Below are 19,023 nucleotides of genomic sequence, written 5' to 3'. Positions count from 1 at the left end.
ATCTTATCGAAGCTAGAATCAACGGTTATGGAACTGCGGCAGCTGCGCTACTTCGTCACCGTCGTGGAGGAGGCCAACTTCACCCGCGCCGCCGCGCGGCTGCACCTGGCACAACCTGGGCTGAGCGCGCAGATCCGGCAGCTCGAACGCGAGCTCGGCCAGCAGTTGCTCGACCGCGGCGGCCGCACGGTGACGCCGACCGAGATCGGCGCGGCGGTGCTGAAGCACGCCAAGGCGGCGCTCGCGGCGACCGAGCGCATCACCGAGACGGTGGACGAGTTCGCGGGCCTGCTACGCGGCCACGTTCGCGTCGGGCTCATCTCCGGGGCCGCCACCGAGGAGCTCGACGTCGCGCCCGTGCTTGCCGACTTCCACGACGACCACCCCGAGGTCGCCATCAGCCTCACCGAGGACACCTCCGAACGCATGCTCGCCGCACTGGGCCGCGGCGAGCTGGACGTCGCCCTGATCGGATTGACCGGCGCGCCAATAGAACCCGGCATCGGGCAGGACGTGGTGCTGGAGACCGCCGTCGTCGCCGCGGTGGCCGCCGACGATCGGACGCACGGAGACACCGTCGCGCTCACCGACCTGCGCGACCGCCCGCTGATCTGCCTACCGCCCGGCACCGGCCTGCGCGGCGTCTTCGAACGCTCTTGCGCCGCAGCCGGTTTCGTGCCGAACATCGCCTTCGAGGCCGCCGCTCCCCCGCTGCTGCTCCGGCTCGCCGCGCGCGGGCTCGGCATCGCCGTCGTGCCGGCGTTGACCCCTGCGGAGGCAAAAGCCTTCGGCGTCCGCGTCGTTCAGATCATCGAACCCGAGCTACGCGGCCGGCTCGCCCTGGTCTGGCGTACCGACCGGTCCGCGAGTCCGGCAGCCAAGGTGCTATTGGGTCAACTCCGTATCGCACTGAGCCGCAACCATTCCGCACAGTAATCGCATCGCAGGCATCTCCGGCGCCCCGTCCGTCGACCGCTGGAGCGCACGGCGCGGCCAGAAGCCCACAGAGCGTCCGTACCGTTCACAGGCCTTCCGGTGCTTGTGAACCGTACGGACGCTCTGTGGGGCACCTCAGACGCCCGGAACGGGCGTTCTAGAGCAGGCGGGACAGGAACGCTTGGGTGCGTTCGTGTTTCGGGTTGGCGAGGAGCTCGCGGGGGGCGCCTGCCTCGATGATGACGCCGCCGTCCATGAAGACCAGCTTGTCGGCCACCTCACGGGCGAAACCCATTTCGTGCGTGACCACGACCATGGTCATGCCGGACTGGGCCAGTTCGCGCATGACCTCCAGCACCTCGCCGACCAGCTCGGGGTCCAGCGCCGAGGTCGGCTCGTCGAACAGCATCAGCTTCGGGTCCATGGCCAGCGCGCGGGCGATGGCGACGCGCTGCTGCTGTCCGCCGGACAGCTGCGCCGGATAGGCATTCGCCTTCTCCGCCAAGCCGACTCGGTCGAGCAGCTCCTGTGCCTTGGCCACCGCCGTGGCCTTGGGGACCTTCTTGACCTGGGTCGGCGCCTCGATCACGTTCTCCAGCACCGTGCGGTGCGGGAACAGATTGAAATGCTGGAACACCATGCCGATCTCGCGCCGCTGCCGGGCGGCCTCGCGCGGATGCAGCTCGTAGAGCTTGCCGTTCTTCTCCTGGTAGCCGACGAGTTCGCCGTCCACGTAGAGCCGGCCCGCGTTCACCTCTTCGAGATGGTTGATGCAGCGCAGGAACGTGGATTTGCCCGAACCGGACGGGCCGATCACGCAGAGCACCTCGCCGCGGCCGATCTCCAGGGAGACGCCCTTGAGGACCTGGAGTGCGCCGAAGTTCTTGCAGACGCGGTCGGCGAGGATCATCGGTTGTGCGTCTTTCACGCCGCCGGCGGTGGTCATTTCGCCTTCACAATCGTCTGGGCGTCGGCGAGATCCTGCAACTGCTTGCCGGTCAGCTGGCGGGACAGGCCGCGCGAGTAGTAGCGCTCCAGGTAGAACTGGCCGACCATCAGCACGCTGGTGACCGCGAGGTACCAGGTCGCGGAGACCAGCAGCAACGGCACCGGCTGGAAGTTGACGCCGTAGATCTCGCGAGCCCGGCCGAAGAGGTCGGTGCTCAGCGGAAGCGCGGTGACCAGCGAGGTGGTCTTCAACATGCCGATGAGCTCGTTGCCCGTCGGCGGGATGATCACCCGCATGGCCTGTGGCAGCACCGTCCGGCGCATGGTCATGCCCCAGGACATGCCGAGCGCGGTCGAGGCCTCGCGCTGCCCCTCACCGACGGAATTGATTCCGGCACGGACGATCTCGGCCATGTAGGCCGCCTCGTTGAGGCCGAGGCCGATCACCGCGAACAGGAACGCGGCCTGCAGGCTCTGCACATCCAGATCGATCAGGTGCGGCCCCCACGGGATGCCGAGCACGATGTGTTTGTACAGCGACGGGAACAGGCCCCAGAACACCAACTGCACGAAAACCGGTGTGCCACGGAAGATCCAGAGGTACACCCACGACGCGGAGCGCAAGACCGGGTTCGGCGACAGACGCATCACCGCGAGCAACGTACCCAGCGAGATGGCGATCGCCATGGCGAGCACGGTCAGCTCGAGCGTGACCACCACGCCGGCGATGATCCGGGTGTCGAACAGGTACTTGCCGTAGGTTCCCCACTTGTAGGCCTCGTTCGTCGCGGCGCCGTAAACGAAGAGTCCGACGAGTACCAGGATGACCGCGGCGGCGATCCACCGGCCGGGCCTGCGCAGCGGAACCGCTTTGATCGGCTCCGGCTCCTGGGATACTGCTGCCGCGCCGGGCCCGGGGTCGCCGGGCGCCGGCATGGTTTCGTTCGAGGTCATGGGTCAGCTCACGGCGCCGTTGACGACCGACTTGGTGATCGCGCCTTCCTCGACGCCCCAGTTCTTCGCGATCTCCATGTACTTGCCGTTATCGATCAGGCTCTGCACGGCCTTCTGCAGCACGGCGGCCAGCGGCGAACCCTTGGGCACGGCCCAGCCGTACGGCGCGGAATCGAAAGCGGCACCGGCCTTCTCGATCTTTCCGTCGCTCTGCTTGATCGCGTACGCGGTCACCGGGGAGTCGGCGGACATCGCGTCGACCTGACCGAGCACGAGGGCGTTGGTCGCGGCGCTCTGCTCGTCGAAGGACTTGATGTCGATGGCGGGCTTGCCCTCGGCGACGCACTTGGCGCTCTTGGCGGGCACCTCGTCGGTGTGCTCCACGGTGGTGGCCTGCACGGCGACCCGCTTGCCGCAGGCGTTGTCCGGGTCGACCGGCTTGCCCTTCTGCTGCGCCCACTGGATACCGGCGCTGAAGTAGGTGGTGAAGTCGACCTGCTGCTCGCGTTCCTTCGAGTCGGTGATCGAGGACATGCCGACGTCGTAGGTGCCGGCCTGGATCGTCGGAATGATCTTCTCGAACGCGGACTCGAGGTACTCGGCCTTGACACCGAGGGTGGCGGCGACCGCATCCATCATGTCGACGTCGAAGCCGACGATCTTGCCGCTCGGGTCCTTGTACTCGTTGGGCTGATACGGAATGTTCACGCCGACAACCAGCTTGCCGGACTGCTTGATCTTGTCGGGGAGCTGCGCGGCGATGGAGTCGACCTTCTCGATTCCCCCGACCTTCTGCACCGCGGGTCCGGAGTCTTCGGAATTACTACAGCCCGTCAGTACCAGTGCGCCTCCGGCGAGTACACACATCGTCTGCAGGGCGCGCCTGCCAAGAACCGATCGAACAGACACAGCAGCCCTCCACATTTCGGATTCAAGAAACCCGGGTGTCACCACCCGTTGGCAATCTAAGCGACCGAGACGCTTCGTGCTGGACAGTAACGGAAGATTCATCCGTTCCTTGTTGAACACTCCGAGCTACACACACTACGACTACCGGCGGAGCACCCTAGCACAAACCTGTTCGGTGAACTCGCTGGTCGACGCCTGTCCGCCCAGGTCCGAGGTGGCGATGCCCGCCGCCAGGGTGGCCGCGACGGCTCGTTCGACGCGCTCGGCGGCGTGCAGTAATGCGTCGCTGCTATCGCGAGTTCCCAACCAGCGCAACAGCATTGCCGAGGACAGTTGCAACGCGGCCGGGTTGGCGCGGTTGTGCCCGGCGATCGTGGGCGCGGCGCCGTGCACGGCCTGGGCCATGGCGTGGGTGGCCGAGCAGTTGAGGGAGGCGGCCAGGCCCAGTGAGCCGCTCAACTCGCCCGCGAGGTCGGAGAGGATGTCGCCGAAGAGGTTCTCGGTGACCAGGACGTCGTAGTCTTCGGCGGCGCGGACGAGATGGGCGGCGGTCGCGTCGACGTGTTCGTCGGTGACCTCGACGCCGGGATAGGCGTGGGCAATGTCATAGCAGACGTCGCGGAACAGGCCCATGGTCATGGGCAGCACGTTGGCCTTGTGCACGATCGTCAGTCTCTTGCGACGGGACGCGGCCAGCCGGAAGGCCTCGTGGGCGATCCGTTCGCAGGCCTGCCTGGTGACGACGCCGACCATCATGGCGACGTCCTCGGTCGGCCGGAACTCCCCCGACCCGGCGAACATATTGCGATCGGCGTAGAAGCCCTCACTGTTCTCGCGCACGATCACCAGGTCGATCCGCCGCGCGGCCGCCCGCACGCCGGCGAAGGCGCGGGCCGGGCGGATGTTGGCGTACAGGCCGAACCGCTTGCGAATCGCGCCGCCCGGGGCGACCGCGTGGCGATGCTCGGCCGGGTAGGAGGCGTTGTCGTGCGGGCCGAGGATCCAGGCGTCCACGTTCTCCAGTGCGGTCAGCGTCCGCTCCGGCAGGGGGTCACCGTATTTCTCGATGGCGCGATGGCCCATGAGCAGCGGCACCCACTCGACCCGCGGGGCGTCCGCCGCCGACAATGCCTCGTCGACGACCTGTCGCGCGGCGCGCACCACCTCCGGTCCGATGCCGTCGCCATCGATCAGGCCGAGGCGAAGTGCCGCGTTCACGACGGATCTCCGCTGACACTGGTCACGATTGGTAGTTCGCACACGGGTTCATCCTTGCGCCGTGGGTTGCGTCGCGACGAACCGACCCGCTCATTCTCCGGAATCTGGTGAACCGGGTGTCAGGGTGTCGCGGCCGGGGAAGAACCCTATCGAGGGCAGACCGCAGCCGTCGCCGGATACGCGGCGACGGTGGGCAGCCGCCATTAGTCCGTGGAAGATATAGCCATCTGTCGGCGTTGTAGCTGGCATACCGAATACGAGAGGACGTCATGGCCACCCAGACGCTGACCGAAAAGAACTTTGACGAGGTAGTCACCGGAAACGACGTGGTACTGGTCGATTTCTGGGCTGAGTGGTGCGGCCCGTGCAAGAGCTTCGCGCCGACCTTCGAGGCCTCTTCGGAGAAGCACGCCGATGTCGTGCACGGCAAGGTCGACACCGAGTCCGAGCAGGGTCTCGCGGCCGCCGCGAACATCCGCTCGATCCCGACCATCATGGCCTTCCGCGAGGGTGTGCTGGTGTTCGCGCAGCCCGGCGCGCTGCCGCCCGCCGCGCTCGAAGACCTGGTCACCCAGGTGAAGGAGCTGGACATGGACGAGGTGCGCAAGCAGCTCGCCGAGCAGCAGGCCGGCGCCGGGCAGTAACCCGAATCGAATCAAAGGGCCGTCCCTTCTCACGGAGAGGGACGGCCCTTTTCGTCGTCGGTCAGCTACCGAGCAGATTCACGCCGGCAATCATCGCGCGAACCGTCGACTCCGAGCTGTCGTCGGCGAGCGCCGCGCCCCAGCCGCGTCGGCCGTTGCACTCGCACTGCACGAAGGTCGCGGTGCCCGCGCCGGTGCGGCGCTGGTGGAACTGCAGAATCTCCACGTGGTAGCCCTCCTCGTAGAGGGCGGAGGTCATCGCGGCGACCAGGCTGCCGGAGGCGACGACCGTGCGCAGATGATCGGCGAACTCAAGGGTGACCGCGAAATCGGCACTGCGGCTACCGGTCGGCGACCAGTCACCGAGGCGAATAGGCCCGGTGTGTTCGCAGTAGCGATCGTGGAATTGTGCCGGGGTGAGGTCCGCGCTTTCGTGGCGCAGGCTCTTCGGTGCGGCGGCATGGAAGGACTGAGGATCGAGAGTGAGGATTGTCATTGAAAGTAGGTCTTCCCGAGGAATGTCGTGGCTCAGTTGACAGAGGGGACCAGCACTAACAAGTTTTCAGCCCGCAGCGAGGGGGCCGGTCCGGATCAGACCCCGCTACGGCGGGTTACTACGAGAATTCGCCGTTGCGCCACCGTCGCGGTGAGCGGAAGTAGCCCGGCGGGAGCCTCGGGACCGGCGGCGGTGGCCTGCATGATCACGGAGGGCCCGGTGAGCGACGCCAGAAACCCAGCGCTGTCGCGGTCTGCGACATCAAGCGCTGCGGTGCGGCAGTCGGCGGGATTCGGCACGCGCTCGAGAATAGAGACATCTTCGCCCAATAGCAACCATATTCGCCGCCCGATTTGTCTACCGGCGAGTAGCGTTCCCCCAGCTCAGGGGCGCGCGGCGCCGCGCTCGCCGATCACGGACGGTGCCGCACGGCACATATGTTCAGCCGGGGGTCATGTGCTCGCCATGTCGGGGGTGCCGGGAGGGCGCGTGGGCGCGGTCCGACACGTGGGCGCGGCTGGCCGAGCCCACGTCGCACTCCCTCTCGGGATCCGCACTCCCTCTTGGGCCCCAGAGCGGGTGCGGCTCCCAAGAAGAAGTGCGACGCTTGGACGGGTGGCGGCTTGGCGGCACACATGCTCAGCGGGGTGATGTGCCCGACATGACGGGGCACGCCGGAAGTGCGCGGCGCTTCGCGCGGAGGCGGCGCACTCTTTCTCGGGATCCGCACTCCGTCTTGGGCCCTAAAGCCGGTGCGGATCCCGAGAGAAGGTGCGGCACACGCGTCGTAGACCAGTAGCCGGGCGAGCGGATTAGGTGGACACGCAGGCGTGGGCCAGCGCCTCGGCGGTGCGCGGAAGTGGACCGGCACTGGCTGAAAGTCGCGCTCTTTCTTGGGATCTGCACTCCCTGTTGGCCCTGAAGCGGGGCGGATCCCGAGAAGGTGTGCAGGGCGCAGGCGGGCGCACGCGTCGCACTCCTTCTCGGGATCCGCACTCCCTATCGGGCCCCAGAGCGGGTGCGGCTCCCAAGAAGAAGTGCGACGCTTGGACGGGTGGCGGCTTGGCGGCACACATGCTCAGTGGGATGATGTGCCCGACATGACGGGGCACGCCGGAAGGGCGCGGCGCTTCGCGCAAAGGCGGCGCACTCTTTCTCGGGATCCGCACTCCGTCTTGGGCCCTAAAGCCGGTGCGGATCCCGAGAGAAGGTGCGGCGAACACGTCGCAGACCCAGTAGCCGCGCGAGCGGGTTGGGTGGACACGCAGGCGTAGGCCGGCACCGGGCGGCGCGGAGGTGGAGCGGGTACATGGGCGCGGGAGTGGATGTTGTGCCTGAGCGTGGCAGAGCAGGCAATAGGCGAAAGTCGCACTCTTTCTTGGGATCCGCACTCGGTATTGGGCCCTGGAGTGAGTGCGGATCCTGAGAGACGGTGCGGGGTGCGGGTTGTCGGGTCAGGCGGGGAGGACTTCGGTTAGTTTGCCGGTGGCTATGTCGAAGATGAAGCCGCGGATGGAGTCTTTGTGGGGGATGAAGGGGCTGGCGGTGATGCGGGCGATGCTTTGGCGCACATCGGTTTCCAGGTCGGTGAAGGCTTCGGCGGACCACTCCGGTTTGATGCCGACCTCCTGTTGGATCGACGCCTTGAAGTCGTCGTCGGTGAAGGTGAGCATGCCGCAGTCGGTGTGGTGGATCAGGATGATCTCGCGGGTGCCGAGCAGGCGCTGGCTTATCGCGAGCGAACGGATCTCGTCGGCGGTGATCACTCCGCCCGCGTTGCGGATGACGTGCGACTCGCCCTCTTTGATCCCTAGTGCCCCATACACATTCAGTCTCGCGTCCATGCACGCGACCACCGCGACGTGCTTGGCGGGCGGCAAGGGCAGCGGCCCAGTGAAGGTGCTCGCGTAGGCGGCGTTGTTCTGCAGGTACTCATCGGTCACAGTCATGGGTGGTCCCCTGCGCTCGGTATGCGTGGCTGCTTATATGTGGCGTGGCCCACGATAGAAGCCTCTGCGGCACGCAGCACCGTTCCTGCTCACCGTGATTCGTTTACTGGCGTGCCGAGTCCGACACAAGCTCACCTCACACTGCGACGCCACAGGCCCCGCCCCGACCGTTTACAGCTCGCCGTGTGCACGTCATCGATGGTGTCGGGTAAAACGCCGTGCCGGAACAGCCAGTCGAAGCAAGCGTCGAAGAGCTCGTCGCCGAACGCCCGCCCGACCGGCTCGTGACCGGTCCGCCGGAACAGATTGGGCGCAAGAAGAAGACAGGTACGGCTATCCGATGCTGTCCGCGAGCGGAAGCTCGATTGCGACCGACGGATGGGTTCCGGTCAGTGGAAGAAGTCGCGAAGGTGCTGGGCGACCAGGTCCGGAGCCTCCTCGGGGAGGAAGTGGCCGGCGGGTATGGAGGCACCTTGGGCATCGCGGGACCATTGGCGCCAAATGGCAAGCGGGTCATACCATTCGGCGACGGCGCCAGTGGCGCTCCAGAGGACGAGGGTGGGGCAGGTGATGGGCCGGCGGGGGCGGTACAGGCGGTCCAGTTCGGTGTCGATGGTCGGCGCGCAGCGGTATTGGGCGCAGATGGCTTGTACTCGGGCGGGGTCGTGGAACTGGGTGCGGTAAGCGCGGGCCGACGCTTCCGGGAAGGTGAAGCCGGGGTCCGGCCAGGCGGCGAGCACGTGGTCGATGAAGGCGTCGGGGGCGCCGAGGATCAGGGTTTCGGGGATGGGCGCGGGGGCGGCGAGGAAGCTCCAGACCCAGAAGCCGAGGGCGAAGCGGTGGTCGGCGCGTTCGAAGGAGTCGAGGGTGGGGACGATGTCGAGGACGGCCAGTCGAGTCACCGTGTCGGGATGGTCGATGGCCATGCGGTAGGCGCAGCGCCCGCCGCGATCGTGGCCGGCCACGTCGAAGCGATCGAACCCCAGCGCGGCCATGGCCTCGACCTGATCGACGGCCAGTCCGCGCATCGAGTAGTCCGCCTCCGACGGCGGCGTGGCCACGCTGCCGCCGTAGCCGCGCAGGTCGGTGGCGACGACGGTATGCCGTTCGGCCAGCTCGCCCGCCACCGCCTCCCACATCAGGTGGGTTTGCGGAAAACCGTGCAGCAGCAACAGCGGTGGGCCGTCGCCGCCGATCGTTCCATGGATCGCTCCGACGGACGTCTCGACGTCGAACTCCCGGAATACGCGGGGAAAGGCCATGCCCCACCCTAGATTTCGACCTCACACCGAGGGAAGGCCCTCGGCCGAGCCGTCGACGCCGCGCACCGACGTGGTCGCTTCGGCCACTTGTGCGATGCACGCACCGACGTGACCTGTTCGGCCACCTGTGCGATGCCGCGCGCCGACACCTGCGCGCGACAGCGCGAAGGTCAGTGAGCGGCGTTGTCCCAGCTGCGGCCGGTGCCCACCGAGACGTCCAACGGCACCGACAGATGGATGGCGGCGGCCATCTGCTCCTTGGCCAGCGCCTCCAGCGCCTCCCGCTCCCCCTCGGCGACCTCGAAGAGCAGCTCGTCGTGGATCTGCAGGAGCATGCGCGAGCGCAGGCCCGCCTCCTGAATCGCCTTGTGCACGTTGATCATCGCGACCTTGATGATGTCGGCCGCGGTGCCCTGGATGGGCGCGTTGAGCGCCATGCGCTCGGCGGCCTCGCGGCGCTGCCGGTTGCTGGAGTCGAGGTCGGGCAGGTAGCGGCGGCGACCGAACAGGGTGGAGGTGTAGCCGACCTTGCGGGCCTGCTCGACCACCTCGTAGAGGTAGTCGCGGATGCCGCCGAAGCGGTCGAAGTACACGTCCATCTGCTCTTTGGCCTCGGTGGTGCTGATCTTCAGCTGCGCGGCGAGGCCGTAGGAGCTCAGACCGTAGGCGAGGCCGTAGGACATGGCCTTGATGCGGCGACGCAGTTCGGGGCTGACCTCGGCGATCGGGATGTCGAAGGCCTTGGACGCAACGAAACTGTGCAGGTCCTCGCCGGAGTTGAAGGCCTCGATGAGCGCCTCGTCCTCGGAGAGGTGGGCCATGATGCGCATCTCGATCTGGCTGTAGTCGGCGGTCATCAGCGACTCGTAGCCGGCGCCGACGACGAAGGTGTCGCGAATCTGCCTGCCGGTGTCGGTGCGGATCGGGATGTTCTGCAGGTTCGGCTCGGTGGACGAGAGCCGACCGGTGGCGGCGATGGTCTGGTTGAACGTGGTGTGGATGCGGCCGTCGTCGGCGACGCACTTGAGCAGGCCGTCGACGGTCACCTTGAGCCGGGTCGCGTCGCGATGCTCGAGCAGGTGTTGCAGGAACGGGTGCTCGGTCTTCTCGAACAGCGACTCGAGCGCGTCGGCGTCGGTGGTGTAGCCGGTCTTGGTGCGCTTGGTCTTCGGCATGTCGAGCTCGTCGAACAAGACGACCTGCAGCTGCTTCGGCGAGCCGAGGTTGATCTGTTTGCCGATCACCCCGTAGGCCGCCTCGGCCGCGTCGTTCACCTTGTCGGCGAACTGGCGCTGCAGCGTGCTCAGCTGGTCGCAGTCGACCGCGATGCCCGCGTCCTCCAGGGTGGCGAGCACGCTGAGCAGCGGCAGCTCCATGTCCTCGAGCAGCGGGACGGACTCGATCTGCTGGAGTTCGGTGTCGAGCGCGTCGGCGAGGTCGGCGACGGCCCGCGCGCGCAGCATTTCGGCCTGCGCGACCTCGGCGTCGACGGTGTCCTCGTCGTCGAGCAGCGAGAGCTGCGCCGTCTCGTCGGTCTCGGCGCGCAGTTCGCGGCGCAGGTAGCGCAGCGAGAGGTCGTCGAGGTTGAAGCTGCGCTGGCCGGGGCGGACAAGGTAGGCGGCCAGCGCGGTGTCGCTGGTGAGCCCGCCGAGGGTCCATCCGCGCCCGCGCAGCGCATGCATGGCGGCCTTCGCCTCGTGCAGTGCCTTGGGCACGGCCGGGTCGGCGAGCCAGGCGCCCAGCGCCGCCTCGTCCGCCGGCGTGAGGACGGCGACGTCGATGTAGCCGCTCTCGCCGTCGCCGGCCGCGATGGCGAGAGCGCGCACGTCGCCGCTGCCGGGCACACCGCTGCCGACGATCGACACGCCGTGTCGCACACCGGCTTTCGCATGCTCGGCGAGCCAGTCGGCGACCGCACCGACCTCGAGCGCCCCGCCGCTGATCTCGAAGCCCGCCTCGGCCTCCGGCTCCTTGGGGGCCAGCGTCTCGAAGAGACGGTCGCGCAGCACGCGGAACTCGAGGTCGTCGAAGAGCTGGTGGATCTTGTTGCGATCCCAGGGCTGCTGCGCCAGCTGATCCGGCGTGTACGGCAGCGGCATGTCCCGCACCATCTCGGTGAGCTGACGGTTCAGGATGACGCTGCTCAGGTTGGCGCGCAGCGCGTCGCCGACCTTGCCCTTCACCTGGTCCACCTTGTCGACGAGGGCGTTGAGATCGCCGTACTCGCGGATCCACTTGGCGGCGGTCTTCTCGCCGACGCCGGGGATGCCGGGCAGGTTGTCGCTCGGGTCGCCGCGCAGGGCGGCGTAGTCGGGGTACTGGGCGGGCGTGAGGCCGTATTTGGCGAAGACCTCGTCGGGGGTGAACCGCGTCAGGTCGGACACGCCCTTGCGCGGGTACAGCACCGTGACGTCGTCGTTCACCAGCTGGATGGCGTCGCGGTCGCCGGAGACGATCAGCACCCGGAAGCCCTCGGACACCGCGCGGGTGGTGAGCGTGGCGATGATGTCGTCGGCCTCGAAGCCCTCGATGGCCATCACCGGGATGCCCATCGCGCCGAGCACGTCCTTGGTGAGCTCGACCTGGCCACGGAACTCGTCCGGGGTCTGCGAGCGGTTCGCCTTGTACTCCGGGTACGCCTCGGTGCGAAACGTCTTGCGGTTCACGTCGAACGCCGTCGCGATGTGCGTCGGCTTCTCGTCGCGCAGCAGGTTGATCAGCATCGCGGTGAAGCCGTACACCGCGTTGGTGGTCTGCCCCGTGACCGTCTTGAAGTTTTCCGCCGGTAGCGCGAAGAACGCGCGATAGGCGATCGAGTGCCCGTCCAGCAACATCAGCGTCGGCCGGTCACCCGACCCGGAATCGCTGGAGCCGGAGGCGGGGCGCTGAGCAGTCGTGGGTGAACTCACGCCCCAGAGTCTAGGGACCAGCACCGACAAGCTCGTACGCCGACACCCGGTCGCCGTCGAACCCACGCATTCCGCCCCGCGAGCGGCCGATCTGACCGAACATAGGCTCGCACTCCCACGCGAAAGTAGTCGAATGCTCCGTTCCTCCGAGGCCATGCACGCCTACCTGATCGACCAGGTCAACCAGATGCTGCGGCGACTGGCGATGTTCGGCGGCGAACCCGCGCTGTGGACGGTGTTCCACCACCTGTTCTTACTGGAGGACACCGACAGCGGCATGGCTGACCTGCATGAATCCTGGCGGGCGCGCAACGCTTTCACGCCTACCGGCATCAAGGGAGCCCTGCAACGGCACCTCCCCGACGGCCTTCACTCGGCGCTGCCGTCGATGTACGCCGAGGCCGCTCGGCAACGCGGCTGGCTGCGCCTCGACCGAACGCTGACCGACGACGAATACGCCGCCGTGCGCTCCTCGATCGGGACGTTCGTGGCCGAGAACCGCACCTGGCACGACGTCGAGGAGACCTTCGGGCCACCCAGCGTGCTGTTCGGCGGCACGAACCCGTTATACGAGAAGACGCTGGCCTACGGGACCCAGCACACCGCGGATCCGATGATCTTCTTCCATCTGTGGAACGGGGCCGAACCGGGGTCGGACGAGTCTTGGCCGCCGAGCCATCCCGAACCGATCTTGCTCGCGGTCCGCTACGGCGACGGCCCCTTCGCGGCGTCGTTCTCTTTCACGCCGGACGGCCTTCGACACCACCCGCCACAGCACGAAGGCTGAGCCGAGGTCAGAGGGTGGCGACCAGTTCTCGCAGGACCGGCAGGCTGACGGAGCCCGAGCCGAGGACGACGTCGTGGAAGGACTTGATGTCGAAGGCGCTGCCGAGTCGTTCGGTGGCGGCGAGGCGTTGACGGCGGATCTCCAGTTGGCCGACCTTGTAGGCGACGGCCTGGCCGGGCATGCCGATGTAGCGATCCACCTCGGTGGTGATCTCGGCCAGCCCGGCGGGGCAGTTGGCGACCATGAAGTCGATGGCCTGCTGCCTGGTCCACCCTTTGGCGTGCAGACCGGTGTCGACGACGAGGCGGCAGGAGCGCCACGAGTCCCCGGAGAGCATGCCGATCCGGCCCAAATCGTCTTCGTACAAACCCATTTCGTCGGCGAGGCGTTCGGTGTACAGCGCCCAGCCCTCGACGAAGGCGGTGTTCGCGAACGACTGGCGCTGGAAGCGCGGCAGGTGCGCGAGCTCGTTGGCGATGGTGAGCTGCAGGTGGTGGCCGGGGATGGCCTCGTGGAAGGCGACCGACGCGGTCTCGAAGCGGCCGCGGCCGGTGGGGTGATAGGTGTTGACGAAGTAGGTGCCGGGCCGGGAGCCGTCCGCGGCGGGCGGGAAGTAGTACGCGGGCGGCGCGTCGGCGGCGAGGAAGTCGGGAATCGCGACGATATCGCACGACTCCTTGGGCAGCCTGCCGAACCAGTTGCCCATCTCGGCGCTCGCCGAGGTGAGCGCGTGACGCGCGTCGAACATGATCTGTTCGCCGTCGACATAACACAGCGCCGGATCGTCGCGCAGCCTGGCGAAGACCTCGCCGAGCTCGGCGGTGCCGAACAGCCGCTGCCCGACCGTCGCGTACTCCTCGCGCAGCCCGGCGAGCTCGGTGAGGCCGAGTTCGTGAATCTCGTCGGCGCCGAGCTCGGGCAGCGTGGTGTGGTAGCGCAGCTGGCGGCGGTAGATGTCCTCGCCGTCGGCGCCGAGCCAGCACAGGCCCGGCTGGTCGTCCGAGCGGCTGGCGGGCAGCAGCTCGTCGAAGAGCACGTCGCGGTAGCTCTGGAACGCCGGACGGATGACATCCCTTGCCACGTCGGTCAATTCGGCCCGCCACGCGGCCTCGCCGTCCCAGTCCCGCGGACCCGCCATGGTGACGAACGGATCCTCCGACAGCTCCGAGGCGAGGTAGCCGTCGAGCTGGTTCAGCGACCGTTCGAGGGTGATGCGCGCCGGTGTGCGGCCCGCGGCCAGCCCGGCGCGAAACCGCTCGACGGCCTGCCCGAGCATGTCGCCGTACTGCCGGAAGCGCTGGACGAGCGCGCGGGCGTTCTCCGGCCGCGGCGCGTTGGTCTGCGGCGCCATGGTCAGCGCGTTGGCGTGCACGCCCTCCATCTGATCGGAGGCCAGCTCCAGCGGGCGCCACGCCAATCGCTCTATCGCGCCGGACAATTCGGTGCGCAGCAGGCTGCGCGTGGTCCGATCGGTCGGGTCGAGCCCCTCGGCGTCGACCGCGTCGACCTGACGCAGCAGTTCGCGCCAGGTCGACAGCAGACGCTCGTCGGCCTCGGCGGACAGATCCTCGATGCGATCGTCGAAGCGCCGATCGCCGAGCAGTGTCGCGTCGCTGGGTTTGGCCTCGAGAAAGGTGTCCCAGTACCGCTCGGCCAGACCTGTCAGCTCATCGTGACCATTCATGGTGACGATCATGCCTCGAGGACCGCCGCGCGGCACCGGGGTTTCGCCCCTAGCCGACGCCCAGGTACGCCGACTTCACCGACGGATCGGTGAGCAGTTCCCGCCCGGAGCCGGTCTTAGTGACCTCGCCCGTCTCCATGATGTAGGCGCGGTCGCTGCGCGAGAGCGCCTGCTGAGCGTTCTGCTCGACCAGCAGCACAGTGGTGCCCTGCTGGTTGATCTCGGTGATGATCCGGAAGATCTGCTGAATGATCATGGGCGCCAAGCCCATCGACGGCTCGTCCAGCAACAGCAGCCGGGGCCGCGCCATCAGCGAACGCCCGATGGCGAGCATCTGCTGCTCGCCGCCGGAGAGCGTGCCGCCGACCTGCTTGCGCCGCTCGGCCATCCGCGGGAACAGCTCGAACACCCACTCGAGCGTCTTGGCGTACTCCGCCTTCTGCTTGAACGGCCTTCCGTAGCAACCCATGTCGAGGTTTTCCTGCACCGTCATGCCGGGGAACACGCCCCGGCCCTCCGGCGCCTGGATCAGCCCCTCACCCACTCGTTCGTGCGCCTTCATGTGGGTGATGTCGCGGCCCTCGAACATGATTCGGCCTCGGGTCAGCGGCAGCAGGCCCGACAGCGCCCGCATCGTGGTGGTCTTGCCCGCGCCGTTCGCGCCGAGCAGGGTCACCAGCTCACCCGCCGCCACCCGCAGCGAAATCCCGTGCAGCGCTTGGATTCTGCCGTAGTTGACGACCATGTCGGTCACCTCGAGCAGCGTCTCCGAGCTGCCCTCGGTCGCCGCGGCGCCCTTGGTCACGTCGACGGTCTGCTGTTCCGGTTCTCTGTGCGATGCCATCGCTGCTCCTACCCGTCCGTCCCGTGCGCGCTTGCCGTTCCCGTCTCGATGCCGTCGTCGGGCACGCCGAGATAGGCGGCGATCACCGCGGGATCCTCCCGGATGTCGGCGGGCAGCCCGTCGGCGATCTTGCGGCCGAACTCCAGCACCACGATCCGGTCGGTCACGCCCATCACCAGGCGCATGTCGTGCTCGATCAACAGCACGGTGAACCCGTCATCGCGGATCTTGCGGATCAGATCCATCAGCGCCGACTTCTCGCTGGGATTGAACCCGGCGGCGGGCTCGTCCAGGCAGAGCAGCTTCGGCTCGGTGGCCAGCGCCCTGGCGATCTCGAGCCTGCGCTGATCGCCGTAGGACAGGTTGCGCGCCTTCTCCACCGCCCTCGGCGCGATGCCGACGAACTCGAGCAGCGCCATGCCCCGCTCGATCGCGTCGTGCTCCTCGCGCCGATGCCGCGCGGTGCGGAAGATGGCGCCGGGCACCGAGGTCTTGTGCCTGGCGTCGGTGCCGACGACCACGTTCTCCAGCGCGGTCATCTCGTTGAAGAGCCGGATGTTCTGGAAGGTGCGCGCGATGCCGAGCCGGGTGATGGCGTTGCGCTTGGTCTTGGTCAACGGCGCGCCGTCGAAGTACACCGTGCCCGACGACGGGCGGTAGACGCCCGTGATCGCGTTGAAGCAGGTGGTCTTTCCCGCGCCGTTGGGCCCGATGAGGCCGAGGATCTCGCCGCGGCGGATCTCGAAACTCACCGCGTCCAGCGCGGTCAGGCCGCCGAACTTCACGGTCAGGTCCTCGGTGCGCAGCAGCGGCGCGCCGACGGCCGTCTCGATCTCGCGGCTGGAGGCGACGACCTCCGCGACGGTCTCCGCATCGGCCAGATCCGGAATGACCGCGGTCAGATCGACCACGCCCGCACTCGGCTCGACCTCGGGCTCGGCCGCGTAACCGCCGGCCATGTCCTCGTTGTCGAACAGCGCGCCGCCCGCGCTCGGCCCGGTCATCGGGTCGCCCCCATCGCCTCGTCGCCGAACGGTCTACGCACGGCCTGGTACACCTGCCGCCCGTAGGCGAGCAACTTCTGCCGGACCGGGAACAGGCCCTGCGGTTTGAAGATCATGACCACCATCAGTGTGATGCCGAAGAACAGATACTTGTAGTCTCCCAGCGATTGCGCGCCGGCCTGATGGAACTTCAGCACATTGCCGAGCACGATCAGCATGACGATCAGCGCCACGGCCACCCCACCGAGGTAGCCGAGCCGGATCGGACGCTCCTGCGCGCGAGCCCACCTGCGCCACACCATGATCGACGCGACCACCAGCACGACGGTGACGACCAGCGCGATCCAGCCGACCGCCGTCTGACCGACGGCCTGCACCGAGAGCAGCCGGTTCGGCAGGTACACGATGACGAACGCGCCGACGATCACGCCGAGTTTGTTGCCCTGACCGCCGATCACCACCGCGCACAGGAACAGCATCGAGTTGATGATGTTGAACCCGGTCGGGTTGATGAACTGCACCTGCCCCGCGTACAGCGCGCCGGAGAGGCCGCCGACCGCGGCGCCGATCATGAACGCCCACAGCTTGAACTTGAACGTCGGCACGCCCATGATCTCGGCCGCGTCCTCGTCCTCGCGGATGGACACCCACGCGCGGCCGACCCGGCTGCGCTCCAGGTTGCCGACGATCAGCAGCGTGATGATCACCAGCACCATGCCGACCCAGAACCACCAGGTGCCGGCGTTGGCCTTGTCGAAGATGTTGGCGGAGTCGGAGTTTCCGACGTTGCCGGAGGAGAAGACGCCGTTCTGTTTGGTCGGGGACTCGCCGACGTGCGGGTAGGCGATGCCGGACAGGCCGAGGCTGCCGTTGGTGACCTGGCCGAGGTTGTCGGCGAGCAGCCGGACGATCTCACCGAAGCCGAGGGTCACGATCGCCAGGTAGTCGCCGCGCAGCCGCAGCGTCGGGGTGCCCAGGATCAGACCGGACACCGCGGTGACCGCCGCCGCCAGCGGCAGGCAGGCCAGCCAGGCCCAGTCCTCGTTGAGCCAGCCGCCGTCGGTCTGGTTCCACGGGCTGTTGGGACTGGTCAGCAGGCCGACCGTGTAGGCGCCGACGGCGTAGAAGCCGACGTAGCCCAGGTCGAGCAGACCCGCTTGTCCGACAACGACATTCAGGCCGACGGCGAGCAGCGCGTACATGGCGAACTGCGCCATCACGCCGCCGAAGCTGGTGCCCGGCGTATCGATGAACGGCGGCGGGAACAACGGCAGCAACGCCAGCGCGATGATGGCGGGGATGCCGACGGCCCACTGCGCGGGCCGGGACAGGCCACCCCACCAGGAGCGCAGCGCGTCACCGACGCCGCGCATCGGGCGCTCGGGCGCCGGCGGCGGGGCGGCGGTTTTGGTCGAAACGTTGCTCATGCCCGTGCCTTCCCGAGACTCTCACCCAAAATGCCGGTCGGTCGAATCATCAGCACCAGCACGAGCACCACGAACGCGACGACGTCGCGCCACTCGGTGCCGAACAGGATCTGGCCGTAGTTCTCCGCCAGCCCGAGCAGCAGGCCGCCGAGCAGCGCGCCGCGCAGGTTACCGATACCGCCGAGCACCGCGGCGCTGAACGCCTTGATGCCGAGGATGAAACCACCCGAGTAGATGATCCCGTTGGGGATCTTGAGCGCGTACAACAGCGCGGCCGCGCCGGCGAGCACACCGCCGATGAGGAAGGTGAGCATGATGATCCGCTCCCGCGAGACGCCCATCAGCGTCGCGGTGTCCGGATCCTGCGCCACGGCCCGGATGCCGCGGCCGAACTTGGTCTGATTGATGAGCAACTCGGTGGCGATGGCCAGGATGACCGCCGCGCCGATGATCACCAGCGTCACGTTGGTGATGTCCGCGCCGCCGAAACTGAACTGCTTCGTCGCCTCCACCAGCATGATCGGCTTCTGGGCGTTGGTGCCGCCCAGCTTCGGCCAGATCTTCGGCAACACGAAGTGCACGATCTCCTGGATCACGAAGGAGGCGCCGATCGCGGTGATGAGAAAGATCAGGGGTTTGGCGCCGCGTCTGCGCAGCGGCCGATAGGCGACGCGTTCCAATCCGACAGCCGCGGCCCCGGAGACCGCCATGCCGAAGATCATCGCCAACGCCAGATAGGTGATGGTGAGGATGATGCCCTGTGAGTAGACATCGCCGCTGGGCGAGAAACCGAGCAGCATCAGCCCGACATACTGACCGAACAGGCCGAGCATGAATATTTCCGAATGGGCAAAATTGATAAGCCGCAGCACGCCGTAGACCAGGGTATAGCCGACAGCGACCAGTGCGTAGATCGCACCGTAGGACAATCCGTCGACGGTCAGTCGCCAGAAATCATGGATCACGCCTTCATAGTTGAAGTCGATCGACCCGCCGGCGAGTTGTACAGCGCCGGCTAAAGCAATGGAAGTCATTCGTAATTCGCCCTCATA

17 protein-coding genes are annotated in these 19,023 nt (G+C 67.5%); 3 read left to right on the top strand and 14 right to left on the bottom strand.

Features of this window, described 5'->3' with window-relative positions:
* The coding region (locus tag ON39_RS12105) for a LysR family transcriptional regulator (RefSeq protein ID WP_255219262.1) at positions 1 to 936 on the top strand (936 nt) is incomplete at its 5' end.
* 157 nt (positions 937 to 1,093) lie between these two features.
* Here ON39_RS12105 and ON39_RS12100 read toward each other — a convergent pair.
* The 4 genes from ON39_RS12100 to ON39_RS12085 form a co-directional block, all read right to left on the bottom strand.
* The gene (locus ON39_RS12100; protein ID WP_040733685.1) at positions 1,094 to 1,846 is read right to left on the bottom strand and encodes an amino acid ABC transporter ATP-binding protein; all 753 of its coding nucleotides are present in this window, start codon (positions 1,844 to 1,846) and stop codon (positions 1,094 to 1,096) included.
* Positions 1,847 to 1,878: 32 nt separating this feature from the next.
* The gene (locus tag ON39_RS12095) at positions 1,879 to 2,838 is read right to left on the bottom strand and encodes an amino acid ABC transporter permease (protein ID WP_373283685.1); all 960 of its coding nucleotides are present in this window, start codon (positions 2,836 to 2,838) and stop codon (positions 1,879 to 1,881) included.
* 3 nt (positions 2,839 to 2,841) lie between these two features.
* The gene (locus ON39_RS12090; protein ID WP_040733668.1) at positions 2,842 to 3,705 is read right to left on the bottom strand and encodes an ABC transporter substrate-binding protein; all 864 of its coding nucleotides are present in this window, start codon (positions 3,703 to 3,705) and stop codon (positions 2,842 to 2,844) included.
* Positions 3,706 to 3,888: 183 nt separating this feature from the next.
* The gene (locus ON39_RS12085; protein ID WP_040733667.1) at positions 3,889 to 4,965 is read right to left on the bottom strand and encodes an isocitrate/isopropylmalate dehydrogenase family protein; all 1,077 of its coding nucleotides are present in this window, start codon (positions 4,963 to 4,965) and stop codon (positions 3,889 to 3,891) included.
* A gap of 269 nt (positions 4,966 to 5,234) precedes the next feature.
* On the opposite strand from ON39_RS12085, the gene trxA reads away from it, so the two are divergent.
* Positions 5,235 to 5,609: a thioredoxin gene (gene trxA / locus ON39_RS12080; protein ID WP_040733665.1), complete on the top strand. Its 375-nt coding sequence runs from the start codon at positions 5,235 to 5,237 to the stop codon at positions 5,607 to 5,609.
* 61 nt (positions 5,610 to 5,670) lie between these two features.
* On the opposite strand, the gene ON39_RS12075 is transcribed toward trxA, so the two are convergent.
* The 5 genes from ON39_RS12075 to polA all read right to left on the bottom strand — a co-directional run bounded on the left by ON39_RS12075 (position 5,671) and on the right by polA (position 12,150).
* Complete coding sequence (locus ON39_RS12075; protein WP_040733664.1) at positions 5,671 to 6,105, bottom strand: 2-isopropylmalate synthase; 435 nt, start codon at positions 6,103 to 6,105, stop codon at positions 5,671 to 5,673.
* Between the two features lie 95 nt (positions 6,106 to 6,200).
* Positions 6,201 to 6,404, bottom strand: coding sequence for a hypothetical protein (locus tag ON39_RS48680; protein WP_146251198.1), 204 nt, complete (start codon positions 6,402 to 6,404; stop codon positions 6,201 to 6,203).
* Between the two features lie 1,155 nt (positions 6,405 to 7,559).
* Entirely contained in the window at positions 7,560 to 8,054 is a 495-nt protein-coding gene (locus ON39_RS12070) for a beta-class carbonic anhydrase (protein ID WP_040733663.1), read from the bottom strand.
* Positions 8,055 to 8,443: 389 nt separating this feature from the next.
* Entirely contained in the window at positions 8,444 to 9,316 is an 873-nt protein-coding gene (locus ON39_RS12065; RefSeq protein WP_040733662.1) for an alpha/beta fold hydrolase, read from the bottom strand.
* Between the two features lie 170 nt (positions 9,317 to 9,486).
* Positions 9,487 to 12,150 carry a DNA polymerase I gene (gene polA / locus ON39_RS12060; protein WP_040733661.1) on the bottom strand — a complete coding sequence of 888 codons (2,664 nt, stop codon included), beginning with the start codon at positions 12,148 to 12,150 and terminating at the stop codon, positions 9,487 to 9,489.
* Between the two features lie 208 nt (positions 12,151 to 12,358).
* Here polA and ON39_RS12055 point away from each other — a divergent pair, with 208 nt between their 5' ends.
* Complete coding sequence (locus ON39_RS12055; protein ID WP_051186530.1) at positions 12,359 to 13,012, top strand: hypothetical protein; 654 nt, start codon at positions 12,359 to 12,361, stop codon at positions 13,010 to 13,012.
* Positions 13,013 to 13,019: 7 nt separating this feature from the next.
* Here the strand turns inward: ON39_RS12055 and ON39_RS12050 are convergent, their stop codons facing one another.
* From ON39_RS12050 to ON39_RS12030, 5 genes are all read right to left on the bottom strand, one after another.
* Positions 13,020 to 14,696: a DUF885 domain-containing protein gene (locus ON39_RS12050; RefSeq protein WP_246003002.1), complete on the bottom strand. Its 1,677-nt coding sequence runs from the start codon at positions 14,694 to 14,696 to the stop codon at positions 13,020 to 13,022.
* A 49-nt stretch (positions 14,697 to 14,745) separates the two neighbouring features.
* Positions 14,746 to 15,441, bottom strand: coding sequence for an ABC transporter ATP-binding protein (locus tag ON39_RS12045; protein WP_040733680.1), 696 nt, complete (start codon positions 15,439 to 15,441; stop codon positions 14,746 to 14,748).
* 107 nt (positions 15,442 to 15,548) lie between these two features.
* Positions 15,549 to 16,544, bottom strand: coding sequence for an ABC transporter ATP-binding protein (locus ON39_RS12040; RefSeq protein WP_040733659.1), 996 nt, complete (start codon positions 16,542 to 16,544; stop codon positions 15,549 to 15,551).
* On the bottom strand, positions 16,541 to 17,971 hold the full coding sequence (locus ON39_RS12035; RefSeq protein ID WP_040733658.1) for a branched-chain amino acid ABC transporter permease: 1,431 nt from the start codon (positions 17,969 to 17,971) through the stop codon (positions 16,541 to 16,543). The genes ON39_RS12040 and ON39_RS12035 overlap by 4 nt, the downstream gene beginning before the upstream one ends.
* Entirely contained in the window at positions 17,968 to 19,005 is a 1,038-nt protein-coding gene (locus tag ON39_RS12030) for a branched-chain amino acid ABC transporter permease (RefSeq protein WP_040733657.1), read from the bottom strand. Before ON39_RS12030 ends, ON39_RS12035 begins: the two co-directional genes overlap by 4 nt.
* Between the last annotated feature and the right edge of the window lie 18 nt (positions 19,006 to 19,023).

Origin of the sequence: Nocardia tenerifensis NBRC 101015, assembly GCF_000308715.1 — a bacterium.
GTDB classification, from domain to species: Bacteria; Actinomycetota; Actinomycetes; order Mycobacteriales; family Mycobacteriaceae; genus Nocardia; species Nocardia tenerifensis.
Note: the sequence above shows the minus strand (reverse complement) of the source record. Positions and strands in the feature narration are given on the sequence as shown.

Bases quoted from the DNA above. Each gene is read 5' to 3' on its own strand.
- ON39_RS12065 (WP_040733662.1), bottom strand. From the start codon at position 9,316: ATGGCCTTTCCCCGCGTATTCCGGGAGTTCGACGTCGAGACGTCCGTC.
- ON39_RS12075 (WP_040733664.1), bottom strand. From the start codon at position 6,105: ATGACAATCCTCACTCTCGATCCTCAGTCCTTCCATGCCGCCGCACCG.
- polA (WP_040733661.1), bottom strand. From the start codon at position 12,150: ATGTTGCTGGACGGGCACTCGATCGCCTATCGCGCGTTCTTCGCGCTA.
- ON39_RS12050 (WP_246003002.1), bottom strand. From the start codon at position 14,696: ATGAATGGTCACGATGAGCTGACAGGTCTGGCCGAGCGGTACTGGGAC.
- ON39_RS12070 (WP_040733663.1), bottom strand. From the start codon at position 8,054: ATGACTGTGACCGATGAGTACCTGCAGAACAACGCCGCCTACGCGAGC.
- ON39_RS12100 (WP_040733685.1), bottom strand. From the start codon at position 1,846: ATGATCCTCGCCGACCGCGTCTGCAAGAACTTCGGCGCACTCCAGGTC.
- ON39_RS12030 (WP_040733657.1), bottom strand. From the start codon at position 19,005: ATGACTTCCATTGCTTTAGCCGGCGCTGTACAACTCGCCGGCGGGTCG.
- ON39_RS12090 (WP_040733668.1), bottom strand. From the start codon at position 3,705: ATGTGTGTACTCGCCGGAGGCGCACTGGTACTGACGGGCTGTAGTAAT.
- ON39_RS12045 (WP_040733680.1), bottom strand. From the start codon at position 15,441: ATGGTCGTCAACTACGGCAGAATCCAAGCGCTGCACGGGATTTCGCTG.
- ON39_RS12095 (WP_373283685.1), bottom strand. From the start codon at position 2,838: ATGACCTCGAACGAAACCATGCCGGCGCCCGGCGACCCCGGGCCCGGC.
- trxA (WP_040733665.1), top strand. From the start codon at position 5,235: ATGGCCACCCAGACGCTGACCGAAAAGAACTTTGACGAGGTAGTCACC.
- ON39_RS12035 (WP_040733658.1), bottom strand. From the start codon at position 17,971: ATGAGCAACGTTTCGACCAAAACCGCCGCCCCGCCGCCGGCGCCCGAG.
- ON39_RS12040 (WP_040733659.1), bottom strand. From the start codon at position 16,544: ATGACCGGGCCGAGCGCGGGCGGCGCGCTGTTCGACAACGAGGACATG.
- ON39_RS12055 (WP_051186530.1), top strand. From the start codon at position 12,359: ATGCTCCGTTCCTCCGAGGCCATGCACGCCTACCTGATCGACCAGGTC.